Here is a 13,783-nt window from a genome sequence, read left to right on the forward strand (position 1 = left end):
CCGACGACCTGCAGGCCAGTGGCGAAGCGCGGTCGCGATAAACGAAGCGAGACGTCGATGAACCGGTTAGCCAGATGAGGGCGAGCGCAGCCGAACGTTCCCGTATTCGGTGCATGTCACGGCCCACGCACCGATCCGGGGATGTCATCGCACTGCAATGTGGCACTTATGCCTTGCGGCATGCGCAACTGTGCGTAAAGGAATGTGGGCTGTCGCAGAAAAGTCAGCACGTGTTCACGCATATTTTATTTGGTCGGGGTGTAGATTCCTCTGCAAGGGCGACGTGGAGTACGCGCGTTGCCCACGCTCCTCACTCGTAGCAAGTCGTCTGGCTGAATCGGCAGACGGCGGTTTTCGCTTCGCCGTTTTTCCGTCTCCACCCACATTACGACGGACGTTTAGATGGTTGCCATGATGCCGCTTCACGCTACTACCGCACGCTTAGAGCGCAGTACGCTGCTCCCGACTCTGAAGAAGAGCGGGCGGCCGCGTGATGCGCGTGGCCGCTTCATCCGCCACCACGAGCGCTTGCCGGTCTCGTTGGCAGACACGCGCGGCGCCTTGTTCGTGGTGTCGGAAATGGCGGACTTCATCAAGGCTGGCGGGTTGGGCGACGTGGCGGCCGCGCTGCCGCGCGCGCTGCGCCACCGCTACGACGTCCGCGTGCTGATTCCCGGCTACCGTGCCGTGCTCGAGCGCGCAGGCAAGGTGGAGATCGTTGGTCGCGTGTTGGCGCATGCCGCGCTGCCGGCCTGCGACATCGGCCGCATCGTGCAATCGGACGGGCTGCCGATCTACATCCTGTTGTCCAAGGAACTGTTCGAGCGCGACGGCTCGCCCTATGTGAGCACCAGCGGTTCGGAGTTCGAAGACAACGCGATTCGCTTTGCCACCTTGTCGCATGCCGCCGCGCAGATCGCGGCCGGCCATGCCGGCCTGGGCTGGAAGCCGCGCCTGCTGCATCTGAACGACTGGCCGTGCGCGCTGGCGGCCGGCTATGTGCGCTGGTCCGGCGGCACCACGCCGTGCCTGCTGACCATCCATAATCTGGCCTACCAGGGCCTGGTGCCGTATTCGATGGCCGCCGCGCTGGGCATCCCCGCCGAGCGGGTGGCCGAGTTGGAGTTCTACGGGCAGATGTCGTTCCTGCGCGGCGGCATCGTCAACGCCGACCACGTCAACACGGTCAGCGTCAGCTACGCCAAGCAGATCACCGGCCCGGCACAGGGCTGCGGCCTGGACCGGCTGTTGGCCGGGCGCGCCGCCAAGGGCGCGCTCACCGGCATCGTCAACGGCATCGACGCCAGCTGGGACCCGCGCACCGACCAATACCTGGATTCGCACTTCAGCGTGAACCAATGGCAGGGCCGCCAGGCCAACGCAGCGCAGGTACGCAAGGCATTCGGGCTGCGCGAGAGCACCGGCCCGCTGTTTGCGGTGGTCTCGCGGTTGGTGCATCAGAAAGGCCTGGACCTGATCTGCGAGGTGGCCCCGCAAATCGTGGCCGCTGGCGGCCAGATCGCGGTGATCGGCGGCGGCGAGCCGGAGATCGAACAGCAGGTGGCCGAGCTGACCAGGCGCTATCCCGGCCAGGTGGGCGCCTTCATCGGCTTCGAGGAAGGCCTGGCCCGGCGGATGTTCGCCGGTGCCGACTTCCTGCTGATGCCCTCGCGCTTCGAGCCCTGCGGCCTGAGCCAGATGTATGCGCAGCGCTTCGGCTGCCTGCCGATCGCCCACGCGACCGGCGGGCTGATCGACACGGTGGACGACGGCGTGACCGGCTTCCTGTTCCAGCACGCCAGCGTCGAAGCCCTGCGCCGCTGCCTGGAGCGCGCCTTCCGCACCTTCCGCCTGCCCAGCCTGTTGTCTGCGATGCGGCGCGCAGCCATGCTGCGTCCCAGCGGTTGGGACGTGGCAGGCAAGAAATACCTCTCGCTCTACGAACACACCGCTGCCACCGCGCCCGCGCTCGCGACGGTGCCATGAGCGAACGGCAGGGCGGGCAGGAGCAGCGCACGGAAGCGGACGGCGTGACCACGGAAGGGATCTCGGAAATGTCGCAGACCCTGCAAGCCCTGGCCGACGGCTTGCCGGCCGATGCCTTTGCGGTCCTTGGACCAAAGCTGCTGGCCGATGGCCGCCGTCAGGTGCGCGTGTTGGCCCCGGGTGCCGAGGCGATGGGCTTGATCGACCCCCGCGGCAAGCTGCTCGCGCGCATGCAGGCCAGCGCCATCGATGGCGTCTTCGAAGGCACTCTGGCGGTCGATGGGCCGTACCGGCTGCGTATCGTGTGGCCAGACCGGGTGCAGGAGGTCGAAGACCCGTACGCGTTTGCGGCCACGCTGGACGAATTGCTGTTGCTGCAGATCGCTGCAGGCGACGGCCAGGCGTTGCGCCGTGCGCTGGGCGCGCAGCATCTCCACTGTGGCGACGTGCCGGGCGTGCGCTTCGCGCTGTGGGCACCCCATGCCCAGCGCGTGGCGGTGGTCGGCGACTTCAACGGATGGGACGTGCGGCGGCATCCGATGCGGCAGCGCATCGGTGGCTTCTGGGAACTCTTCCTGCCGCGCGTGGACGCTGGCGCCCGGTACAAATATGCCGTCACCGCAGCCGATGGGCGGGTGCTGCTCAAGGCCGACCCGGTGGCGCGGCAGACCGAATTGCCGCCGGCAACCGCATCGGTGGTGCCCAGCGCCGCCAAATTCGCCTGGACCGATGCGGCCTGGACGGCCAACCGCGACCCCGGCGCCGTGCCGGCGCCGCTGTCGATCTACGAGGTGCATGCCGCGTCCTGGCGTCGCGACGGACACAACCAGCCGCTGGACTGGCCGACCCTGGCCGAGCAGTTGATTCCCTATGTGCAGCAGCTCGGCTTCACCCATATCGAATTGCTGCCGATCACCGAACACCCGTTTGGCGGTTCATGGGGCTATCAGCCGCTGGGCCTGTATGCGCCCACCGCGCGCCATGGCGGCCCGGACGGCTTTGCGCAGTTCGTCGACGCCTGCCATCGCGCCGGTATCGGCGTGATCCTGGATTGGGTCAGCGCGCACTTTCCCGATGACGCGCACGGGCTGGCCCAGTTCGACGGCGCCGCGCTGTATGAGCATGCCGACCCGCGCGAAGGCATGCATCGCGACTGGAATACGCTGATCTACAACTACGGCCGGCCGGAAGTGACCGCTTACCTGCTGGGCAGCGCGCTGGAATGGATCGAGCATTACCACCTCGACGGCCTGCGCGTGGATGCGGTGGCCTCGATGCTGTATCGCGACTACGGCCGTGCCGAAGGCGAGTGGGTGCCCAACGCGCATGGCGGCCGCGAGAATCTGGAGGCGGTCGCGTTCCTGCGCCAGCTCAACCGCGACATCGCCACGCAGTTCCCCGGCGTGCTCACCATCGCCGAAGAATCGACCGCCTGGCCGGGCGTGACCGCCGCGATCAGCGATGGCGGCCTGGGCTTCACGCACAAATGGAACATGGGCTGGATGCACGACACGCTGGGCTACATGCAGCGCGACCCGGCCGAACGTGCGCATCACCATAGCCAGCTCACCTTCGGGCTGGTGTACGCATTCGACGAACGCTTCGTGTTGCCGCTCTCGCACGATGAAGTGGTGCACGGCACCGGTGGCCTGCTCGGGCAGATGCCGGGCGACGACTGGCGCCGCTTCGCCAACCTGCGCGCCTATCTGGCGCTGATGTGGGCGCACCCGGGCGACAAACTGCTGTTCATGGGCGCCGAATTCGGGCAATGGGCCGACTGGAATCACGACCAGTCGCTGGATTGGCATCTGCTGGATGGCGTGCGGCATCGTGGCATGCAGCAACTGGTGGGCGATCTCAACGCCGCACTGCGCCGCACGCCGGCGCTGTATCGCGGCACCCATCGCGCTGAAAGCTTCGACTGGAGCGTGGCCGACGATGCGCGCAACAGCGTGCTGGCGTTCGTCCGCCACGATCCTGACGGTGGCGCACCGTTGCTGGCAGTGAGCAACCTCACCCCGCAACCGCACCACGACTATCACGTGGGGGTGCCGCGTGCCGGCCTCTGGCGCGAGATCCTCAACACCGACAGTGCCCATTACGGCGGCAGCAACCTCGGAAACAGCGGTCGCTTGGCGACCGAGCCGGTGGGCATGCATGGGCATGCGCAACGTCTGCGCCTGACCCTGCCGCCGCTGGCCACGATCTATCTGCAAGCGGAGAAATAACAATGAACCAGCGCGATGCGATCACACCGGCCTGGGGCGCCTGGCCGGCGGGTGAGGGACAGGTGCGCTTTGCGCTCTGGGCTCCAGAAGCCAAGAACGTGGACGTGGTCTTCGCCAACGGCGCGCGCAGCGCGCTGCAGGCGGGACAGGACGGTTTCTTCAGCGCCCTCATCGACTGCGCCTCCGATGCGCGTTACCGCTACAGCGTCGACGGCGGCGAGCCGGTCCCGGACCCGGCCTCACGCTGGCAGCCCGAAGGCGTGCACGGCCCCAGCGCGGTACAGCCAACCGACGGCTATGCCTGGCAAAACACCCAGTGGCAGGGGCGGCCGTGGGACGAGGCGGTGATCTATGAAGTGCATGTCGGCACGTGCGGCGGCTATGCCGGTGTGCAGGCGCAACTGCCGCAGCTGGCGGCAATGGGCATCACCGCCGTCGAACTGATGCCGTTGAGCGCGTTTCCCGGCGCGCACAACTGGGGCTACGACGGCGTACTGCCGTATGCACCGGTGGAAGCCTATGGCACACCGGACGAACTGAAGGCGCTGATCGATGCCGCGCACGGACACGGCCTGATGGTGTTGCTGGATGTGGTCTACAACCACTTCGGCCCGGACGGCAATTACCTGCACAGCTACGCCGCGCCGTTCTTCAACGAAGACAAGCCCACCCCGTGGGGCGCGGCGATCGATTTCCGCAAGCCGCCGGTGCAGCGGTATTTTCTCGATAACGCGCTGATGTGGCTGCACGAATACGGTTTCGACGGCCTGCGCCTGGATGCGGTGCATGCGATATCGCCGAACGCGTTCCTGGATACCTTGCGCGAGACCATCGAGGCCAGCCTGCCGGCCGGGCGGCACGTGCATCTGGTGCTGGAAAACGAGGCCAACCAGGCCTCGCAACTGCAGCGTGGCTATACCGCGCAGTGGGACGACGACTTCCATAACGCACTGCATGTGCTGCTCACTGGCGAAGAGGAGGGCTATTACGCTGCGTTCGCCGACAAGCCGACTGAACACCTGGCGCGCGTGCTGGGCGAAGGGTTTGCCTATCAGGGCGAGCCAGACCCGCGCGGCCATGTGCGGGGCGAACCCAGTGGCGCCTTGCCACCGCACAAGTTCGTGGTGTTTGCGCAGAATCACGACCAGATCGGCAACCGCGCCCGCGGCGAGCGGCTGACCGTGCTGGTGTCGCCGCAACGTTTGCGCGCGGCCTTGGCGCTGACCGCATTGACGCCGATGATTCCGCTGTTCTTCATGGGCGAACCGTGGGGCGCCAAGCAACCGTTCCTGTTCTTCACCGACTTCGGCCCACCGTTGGACGAGGCGGTGCGCGAAGGGCGTCGGCGCGAGTTCGCGCACTTCGCCGCGTTTGCCGATGAAGCCCAGCGCGCCACCATTCCGGACCCGAACAGCCATGCCACGTTCGCGGCCTCGCGTTCGCCGATTGCCGATGCCGCGCATGGCGACGGCGCGCAGTGGGCAAGCTGGTTCAAGGCGCTGCTGGACGTGCGTCGTCAGTGGCTGGTGCCGGGGCTGGCGCAAGCGCGCGCCGTGCGTGCCAGCGTGCTGGCCGATGGCGCGGTGACCGCCACCTGGGAGTTGCCGGGCGGGCTGTGGCATATCGCCTTCAATGTCGGCACACAGCCGGTGCCATTGCCGCCGCTGCGCGGACGCGTGGCGCATGTCGAAAACGTGGCTGCCGATGCGCGGCAATTGCCGGTCGATGGCTTCATCGCCTGGCACGAGGCGCAGGCATGAGTGCGCGCGATCACGGTGGGGACGACCTCGGCACCCTGGCCGCCGCGGCCGGGGTGATGGTGGATTGGGTGGATGCCAGCGACCAGCCGCGGCAGGTCTGCGAGCAATCGGTGCATGCGGTGCTCAGCGCGTTGGAACTGCCGGCCGCCACCGCGGCGCAACGCGCCGATAGCCTGCGCCGCTGCCAGGCGCAGGCCGACGAGCCGGCGCCGCTGCTGACGGTGCAGGTGGGCCAGCCGCTGCCGTTGCGCGTGGCGGCACACGCCAGTGGCCGCTGGACCGACGACAGTGGCGCCAGCGAAGACGCACGCGCCGATGCGCAAGGACACCTGCGCGCGCCGCGGCGTTTCGGTTACTGGACGCTGCAGATCGGCGCGATCACCCAGCAGGTGGCCGTGGCGCCGCCACGCTGCTTCAGCGTGGCCGATGCCTGTGGTCAACCATCGCCGCGTGCCTGGGGCATGGCGCTGCAGGTGTACTCGGCACGCAGCCTGGATGACGGCGGTATCGGCGATGCCGCCGGCACGGTGGAATGGTTGCGGCACGCGGCCCTGGCCGGCGCCGACGCCCTGGCATTGAGTCCGGTACATGCCTCGCGCCCGGTGACGGGCGGTTACAGCCCGTATTCGCCCAGCGATCGCCGCTTTCTCGATCCCTTGCATGCCGCACCGGTGCGCATCCTTGGCGAACTGGCGCTGGATGCAATCAACGCGGTGCCCGGCCTGCGCGAACGTTTCGATGGCTTGCACAACGCTGCATTGATCGACTGGCAGGCCTCGGCGCACGCCAAGTGGGAATTGCTGCGCCAGTTGTACACGCGCGTTTCGCCCGATCATGCCGATCTGGTCGCCTTCCGCAACGCAGGCGGCGCAGCGCTGGAGGGCTTTGCACGCTTTGCTGCGCAGGATTTCGGCGACAACGATCCGCAGCTGCATGTGTTCACGCAATGGCTGGCAGCGCGCAGCTGGTCCGATGCGCAGCGCGAGGCGCACGAGCGCGGCATGAAGATCGGATTGATCGCCGATCTGGCGGTGGGCTTCGACCCCAACGGCGCCGAAGCCGCTGCAGCAGCCGACACCGTACTGCGCGGCCTGGTACTGGGCGCGCCGCCGGATGCCTTCAATGCCGATGGTCAGCATTGGGGCATCGGTGCGTACTCGCCCACCGCGCTGCGGCGCAGCGGCTACGCGCCGTATATCGCGCTGCTGCGCGCGGTGCTGCACGACCGCGGCGGCATCCGCATCGATCACATCCTGGGCCTGATGCGGCTATGGGTGGTGCCCGATGGCGCCAGCTCCAACGAAGGTGCGTATCTGGCCTACCCGTTGCACGATCTGCTCAACCTGCTCGCGCTGGAATCGTGGCGGCACCGGGCGATCGTCATCGGCGAGGATCTGGGCGTGGTGCCGCCGGGTATCCGCGAAGAACTCTCGCAGCGTGGGGTGATGGGCATCGATGTGTTGATGTTCACGCGCAACGAAGATGGCGCATTCGTCTCGCCGGCGCTGTGGCGGCCGGACGCGATCGCCACCACCACCACGCACGATCTGCCCACGCTCACCGGCTGGCGCACCGGCCGCGATATCGAATGGCGGCGCAAGCTGGAATTGATCCAGCCTGCACAGGCCAGCGACGATGCCGCCGCGCGCGACAAGGACGTGGCACGGCTGGATGCCGCTGTCGAACACGCCGGCCTGAGCAATGCGCGCGACCCGCTGCTGGGCGCGTTGCGCTTCACCGCCACCAGTGTCTCGCCGCTGGCCTTGTTGCCGGTGGAAGACGCACTGGCCCTGGACGAACAACCCAACCTGCCGGGCACCGTCGAAGTGCATCCCAACTGGCGTCGACGCCTGCCCGATCCCCTGCCGCATGCGCGCCTGAGTTCGGCGCTGCAGGGCTTTGCCGAGGCGCGTCGCGTCGCGGCCGTTTCGGAACCGCATCCATGATCGACCTCCGCGCTACCGCCCGCCTGCAGCTGCATGCCGGCTTCACCCTGCACGATGCGCTCGCGCAGGTGCCGTACTACGCAGGCCTGGGCATCAGTCACCTGTACCTGTCGCCGATCGGCACGGCCGTGCCGGGCTCCACGCACGGCTACGACAATATCGACCCGACCGTGGTCAATCCCGAACTCGGCGGCGAAGACGCCTTGGTGGCGCTCTCGCAGGCCGCGCGCGAACACGGCATGGGCCTGATCGCCGACATCGTGCCCAACCACATGGCCACGCATGCGCAGAATGGGTGGTGGTGGGATGTGCTGCGTAATGGCCGCAGCGCCAGGCACGCCGACTGGTTCGACATCGATTGGCGCGCGCCCGGGCGCGACGGCAAGCTGTGGCTGGCAGTCCTGGATCGCCCCTATGCGACGGCGCTGGCCGAAGGCCTGATCACGCTGGTGATCGAAGACGACGGCAGCGCAACGTTGGCGCATTACGACCAGCGTTACCCGATTCGTCCGCAGACACTGGACATCCCCGAAAAAGCCGCACGTGCGCAGTGGCTGCGCGACTACAACGACGGCGCCAAACGCGGCGACGGCCGCCTGCACAAGTTGATCGAACGCCAGCCGTATCGCCTGAACTGGTGGCGCGTGGGCAACGACATGCTCAACTACCGCCGCTTCTTCGATATCACCTCGCTGGTGGCCTTGCGGGTGGAATTGCCGGCGGTGTTCGACGCGGTGCACGCGTTGCCGCTGCGGCTGGTGGCCGAAGGCCATCTGGACGGCTTGCGCATCGACCATGTGGATGGGCTCACCGACCCCACCGGCTATGTGCGCAAGTTGCGCAGCCGGCTGGATGCGGCCGGCCGCACGCGTGGGCTCAAGCCCGGCGCATTGGGCCTATACCTGGAAAAGATCCTCGCACCGGGCGAGCACCTGCCGGCCGACTGGCCGTGCGATGGCACCACCGGTTACGACTTCATGGACCAGGTGGGCGGCGTGCTGCACGACGCGGCCGGCTTCAAGCCATTGGCGCGCGCCTGGCAGAAGGTGAGCGGGCGCAGTGGCGACTTCGCGCAGGAAGAACGCACCGCCCGCGATGAAATCCTGCGTGGCCCGCTGCAGAGCGAATTCAATCGCGCCGTGGGTGCATTGTCGGCGTTGGCGCGGCTGGATCCGCCCACGCGCGAGTTCAGCCCGCAGATGCTGGCGCGCGGCTTGTGCGTGTTGCTGCGTTGGTTCCCGGTGTACCGCACCTATGCCGGTGCCAAGGGCATCACCGGCAGCGAAGCGGAGCGTTTGCGCGCCACCGCGGCAAAGGCGCGCGACGGGATGCCGGAGTCGATCGTGGCCGCCGTGGATGCGATCGAGCGGTGGTTGCTCGACGATGCCGGCGCAGACCGTGCGCAGATCGCCTTGCGGCGCATCCTGCGCCGTCGCGTGGAGCAGCTGTCCGCACCGCTCAATGCCAAGGCGGTGGAAGACACCGCGTTCTACCGGCATGGCGTGCTGCTCTCGCGCAACGAGGTCGGCAGCCACCCCACCCATTTCGCCAACGAAGCGGCCGAGTTCCACGCGCAGAATCTCGAGCGTGCCAAGCATTACCCGCGCGCGTTGCTGGCCACCGCCACGCACGACCACAAGCGCGGCGAAGACCTGCGCATGCGGCTGGCGGTGTTGTCCGAGCAACCGCGCTGGTGGATCGAGCAGAGCGCCCAGTTCGATGCGCTGGCCGACGCGCTGGCATCGCCGGCCCTGGCCGGTGGCGACCAGCAGATGCTATGGCAGACCCTGGTGGCGGCGTGGCCGATCGGCCTGGGCGCCGACCAAACCGAACCGCTTGCCGACTACGCCGAGCGCATCGCGCAATGGCTGCTCAAGGCGGTGCGCGAAGCCAAGCTGCACACCAGCTGGACCGACGGCTCGCCGGCCTATGAGCACGCCGTGCAGGCCACCGTGGAGCAGGTGCTGTGCAGCCGTGCCGGGCTGCCGCTGCGGCGCGCGCTGCTGCGCGCCAGCAACCACATCGCTGCCGCTGGCGCGCGCAACAGCCTGGTGCAAACCACCTTGCGCCTGACCGTGCCCGGCGTGCCCGACCTGTACCAGGGCACCGAAGGCTGGGATCTGTCGCTGGTGGACCCGGACAACCGCCGCCCGGTCGACTACGCCCAGCGCCAGCAGTGGCTGCAGCAGGCGCGCGACTGGAACACGTTGCTGCGCAGCTGGCGCGACGGCGCGGTCAAGGCGCGCCTGACGGCGCTGTTGCTGCAGTTGCGGCGCGAATTTCCAGCGCTGTTTGCGAAGGGCGACTACCAGCCCTTGACCGTGACCGTCAGCGGCGATGCGCAGGTGCTGGCGTTCCGCCGCCAGTACCGCGGTCAGTCGCTGGTGGTGGCCGTCACGCGGCTGGGCGCTGGCGTCGAGGGCGAGGGCGATCTGCCGTTGCTGGTGGCGCCTGCCGCCTGGGGTCAGGCGTCGTTGGCATTGGGCGAGGGCACATACCGTAATGTGCTCGATGGCAGCACGCTGCAATCGCAGCGCGGCCGCGTGGCGCTATCTACGCTGTTTGCACGTGCGCCGGTGGCAGTGTTGTTGTCCCAAGAAAATTGACCCCCCGAGAGAAACGTACGCAATGAATGACATGGAACGGCAGGCGCGGCTTGCCCAGTTGGCACGGCAGATTTGGGAGGCGGAGGGCCGCCCGGACGGGCACGCGGACCGCCATTGGGCCATGGCCGAGCGGCTGCTGGAGGCTGAAGAGCGCGCCGCCGAACAGGCCGCCGAGTACGCGGCCACACCGATCGCTGCACGCCAGTAACGGCGTGTCTGGCAGCGTGCATGGGCCGGCCTGTTGCGGGCCGGGCCATGTGCTGCGGATCGCTCCGCCAGTGCAAAATCGCGCACCGTTTGCGTTCACCGTTCTAAGGAGTCACCGATGGCCACTCGCAAGTTCACCCAGCGCTCGCGCATTCGCGAAGGCCGTCCCAACCCGCTCGGTGCCACCTGGGATGGGTTGGGCGTCAACTTCGCGCTGTATTCGCGCAATGCCACCCGGGTGGAGCTGTGTCTGTTCGACGAACGTGGCCGCGAACAGGAGCGCATTGCGCTCCCCGAATACACCGACGAGGTCTGGCACGGCTACCTGCCCGATGCACGCCCTGGCCAGTTGTACGGCTACCGCGTACACGGCCCATATGCGCCCGATGCCGGGCACCGCTTCAATCACAATAAATTGTTGCTGGACCCGTATGCCAAGCAGATCGTTGGCGAACTCAAATGGGCGCCGCACCTGTTCGGCTACACCATCGGTCATCGCGACAAGGATCTGAGCTTCGACCGCCGCGACAGCGCCGCGTTCATGCCCAAGTCTGCGGTGATCGACCCGGCTTTCACCTGGGGCCAGGACCGCCCGCCGCAGACGCCGTGGAACCGCACGGTGATCTACGAAGCGCACGTACGCGGCCTGAGCATGTTGCACCCGGCGGTGCCGCCGGAAGAGCGCGGCACCTTTTCGGCGCTGAAAACCGACGAATTGATCGACCACATCAGTTCGCTCGGCGTCACCGCAGTGGAATTGCTGCCGGTACATGCATTCGTCGACGATCAGTATCTGCTGGAAAAAGGCCTGCGCAATTACTGGGGCTACAACACGCTGGGCTTTTTTGCCCCGCAGGCGCGTTACATGTCCACGCGCACCGTGGCCGAGTTCAAGCAAATGGTGGCGCGCCTGCATCACGCCGGCCTGGAAGTGCTGCTGGACGTGGTCTACAACCACACTGCCGAAGGCAACGAGCTCGGGCCCACGCTCTCGTTCAAGGGGATCGACAACGCCAGCTATTACCGCCTGGCCGACGATCGCCGCTTCTACATCAACGATACCGGTACCGGTAACACCTTCGACCTCACCAATGTCGGCGCGCTGCGCATGGTGATGGATTCGCTGCGTTACTGGGTACAGGAAATGCACGTGGACGGCTTCCGTTTCGACCTGGCCAGCATCCTGGGCCGCGAACGCTATGGCTTCGATCCGTCCGGCAGTTTCCTGGATGCGGTGCGCCAGGATCCGGTGCTCAGCCAGACCAAGTTGATCGCCGAGCCGTGGGATATCGGACCCGGCGGTTATCAGGTAGGCAACTTCCCGCCCGGCTGGGTGGAATGGAACGACAAGTTCCGCGACAACGTGCGCGCGTTCTGGCGCGGCGACGGCGGCCAGCTGGCCGAGTTGGCCACGCGCCTCACCGGTTCTGCGGACCTGTTCGATCACAGCGGCCGCCGCCCAACCGCATCGGTCAATTTCGTCACCGCGCATGACGGCTTCACCCTGCGCGATCTGGTCAGCTACGAAGGCAAGCACAACCTCGCCAATGGCGAAGACGGCAGGGACGGCAGCGACCACAACATCTCCTCCAACTATGGCGTGGAAGGCGAGACCAACGACCCGGCGATCAAGCAGCTGCGTCGCCAGCAGATGCGCAACCTGCTCGCCACCTTGCTGTTGTCGCAGGGCACGCCGATGCTGCTGGCCGGCGATGAGTTCGGCCATAGCCAGAACGGCAACAACAACGCGTATTGCCAGGACAACGAGCTGACCTGGATCGACTGGACCGCCGCCACCAAGGCCGCAGCCGCCGACCAGGCCGCATTCGTGCGCCGATTGATCCGCATCCGGCAGCGCTACCCGCTGCTGCATCGCGCGCGTTTCTTCGACGGCAAGTTCGACGAAGCGCTAGGCCTGAAGGATCTGACCTGGCTGGCGCCCAATGGCACCGAGATGGATGAAGCCGGCTGGCACGACCCGGAAGCACGCGCGCTGATGCTGCGTCTGGATGGTCGCTCGCCGACCACCGGCCTGCGCGAGATTGCCGCCAACGTGACGCTGTTGATGCTGATCAATGCCGCCTCCACCGCCGTGTCGTTTACGCTGCCGGCCATGCACGACGAACATTGGCGCGTGCTGGTGGACACCGCACGCCACGGCGGCCGCGTGGTGGCCGGTGGCAGCGAATGGAAGGCCCCGGCGCATTCGCTGACGCTGCTGGCCGTGGAGCGCGACCGCATCGTCAGCAGTGCGCGGATCGTCTCCGAAGGAGCGCGCTGATGGCGAGGATGGCCTGATGGATGTCCTGTTGGCAGGGGCGACCGGCCTGGTCGGCAGGCACGTGCTGCAGCAATTGCTGGGCGATACGCGTTGCACCGGCGTGGTCGCGATCACGCGGCGGCCGTTGGCGCAGATCCACCCCAAGTTGCGCAACCAGGTGATCGACTTCGAACGGCTCGATCACTGGACGGCACCGCGCATGGAAGCGGCCATCTGTGCGTTGGGCAGCACGATGAAACAGGCCGGCTCGCGCGACGCGTTCTATCGTATCGACCACGATTACCCGCTCGCCATCGCACGCGCCGCCTGCGCGCAAGGCACCTCGGTCTTCGTGCTGAACTCCGCGGCCGGCGCCAACGCGCAGTCGCGCATCTTCTACAACCGCGTCAAGGGCGAGCTGGAACGCGATCTGCGCGAGATCGGCTTCCCTTCGCTCACCTTCGTGCGGCCCGGCCTGATTGGCGGCGAACGCGAAGAACCTCGCACCGGCGAGCACATCGGCAGTATCGTCCTTGGCGCACTCGGCCCGCTCCTGCCGCGGCGTTTTCGCATCAATCCGGCCGAACGGATCGCGGCGGCGATGGTGTCTGCTGCGCTGGCACCGGCGCGGGGTGAGCACAGCGTCGAGGCGGCGGAGTTGGCTGGCTAACGCTGTCTCGCTTTTTTGTTGCAAGGACGTCGGATACAGGCGACAAGCCGCCGTGTCGTGGGGCGTGCCTGTGCGCGACGACGGGTTGCCGACGGAGCTTGGTCGCGCGCAGGCACGCTC

8 protein-coding genes are annotated in these 13,783 nt (G+C 67.2%); all 8 read left to right on the top strand.

Annotated elements, in window-relative coordinates:
- The first annotated feature begins 402 nt into the window (after window positions 1-402).
- The 8 genes from glgA to EO156_RS02440 all read left to right on the top strand — a co-directional run bounded on the left by glgA (window position 403) and on the right by EO156_RS02440 (window position 13,663).
- Window positions 403-1,986, top strand: a complete 1,584-nt coding sequence (glgA, locus tag EO156_RS02405) for a glycogen synthase GlgA (protein ID WP_007967777.1) — start codon at window positions 403-405, stop codon at window positions 1,984-1,986.
- Window positions 1,983-4,214 (top strand): 1,4-alpha-glucan branching enzyme, encoded by a 2,232-nt coding sequence (locus tag EO156_RS02410; protein WP_016849568.1) that lies wholly within the window; start codon window positions 1,983-1,985, stop codon window positions 4,212-4,214. The genes glgA and EO156_RS02410 overlap by 4 nt, the downstream gene beginning before the upstream one ends.
- A gap of 2 nt (window positions 4,215-4,216) precedes the next feature.
- On the top strand, window positions 4,217-5,974 hold the full coding sequence (treZ, locus tag EO156_RS02415) for a malto-oligosyltrehalose trehalohydrolase (protein WP_016849569.1): 1,758 nt from the start codon (window positions 4,217-4,219) through the stop codon (window positions 5,972-5,974).
- Window positions 5,971-7,920 carry a 4-alpha-glucanotransferase gene (locus EO156_RS02420; RefSeq protein WP_029827902.1) on the top strand — a complete coding sequence of 650 codons (1,950 nt, stop codon included), beginning with the start codon at window positions 5,971-5,973 and terminating at the stop codon, window positions 7,918-7,920. The genes treZ and EO156_RS02420 overlap by 4 nt, the downstream gene beginning before the upstream one ends.
- On the top strand, window positions 7,917-10,526 hold the full coding sequence (treY, locus tag EO156_RS02425; protein WP_016850050.1) for a malto-oligosyltrehalose synthase: 2,610 nt from the start codon (window positions 7,917-7,919) through the stop codon (window positions 10,524-10,526). The genes EO156_RS02420 and treY overlap by 4 nt, the downstream gene beginning before the upstream one ends.
- Before the next feature lie 22 nt (window positions 10,527-10,548).
- Complete coding sequence (locus EO156_RS02430; RefSeq protein ID WP_016850049.1) at window positions 10,549-10,734, top strand: DUF2934 domain-containing protein; 186 nt, start codon at window positions 10,549-10,551, stop codon at window positions 10,732-10,734.
- A 117-nt stretch (window positions 10,735-10,851) separates the two neighbouring features.
- Window positions 10,852-13,014: a glycogen debranching protein GlgX gene (glgX, locus tag EO156_RS02435; protein ID WP_003486432.1), complete on the top strand. Its 2,163-nt coding sequence runs from the start codon at window positions 10,852-10,854 to the stop codon at window positions 13,012-13,014.
- Window positions 13,015-13,030: 16 nt separating this feature from the next.
- Window positions 13,031-13,663, top strand: coding sequence for an NAD(P)H-binding protein (locus tag EO156_RS02440; protein ID WP_015471655.1), 633 nt, complete (start codon window positions 13,031-13,033; stop codon window positions 13,661-13,663).
- Window positions 13,664-13,783: the final 120 nt, after the last annotated feature.

Origin of the sequence: Xanthomonas sp. DAR33341 (genome assembly GCF_003992815.1) — a bacterium.
GTDB lineage: Bacteria > Pseudomonadota > Gammaproteobacteria > Xanthomonadales > Xanthomonadaceae > Xanthomonas > Xanthomonas cissicola.

Bases quoted from the DNA above. Each gene is read 5' to 3' on its own strand.
- glgA (WP_007967777.1), top strand. From the start codon at position 403: ATGGTTGCCATGATGCCGCTTCACGCTACTACCGCACGCTTAGAGCGC.
- EO156_RS02410 (WP_016849568.1), top strand. From the start codon at position 1,983: ATGAGCGAACGGCAGGGCGGGCAGGAGCAGCGCACGGAAGCGGACGGC.
- EO156_RS02420 (WP_029827902.1), top strand. From the start codon at position 5,971: ATGAGTGCGCGCGATCACGGTGGGGACGACCTCGGCACCCTGGCCGCC.
- EO156_RS02430 (WP_016850049.1), top strand. From the start codon at position 10,549: ATGAATGACATGGAACGGCAGGCGCGGCTTGCCCAGTTGGCACGGCAG.
- glgX (WP_003486432.1), top strand. From the start codon at position 10,852: ATGGCCACTCGCAAGTTCACCCAGCGCTCGCGCATTCGCGAAGGCCGT.
- EO156_RS02440 (WP_015471655.1), top strand. From the start codon at position 13,031: ATGGATGTCCTGTTGGCAGGGGCGACCGGCCTGGTCGGCAGGCACGTG.
- treY (WP_016850050.1), top strand. From the start codon at position 7,917: ATGATCGACCTCCGCGCTACCGCCCGCCTGCAGCTGCATGCCGGCTTC.
- treZ (WP_016849569.1), top strand. From the start codon at position 4,217: ATGAACCAGCGCGATGCGATCACACCGGCCTGGGGCGCCTGGCCGGCG.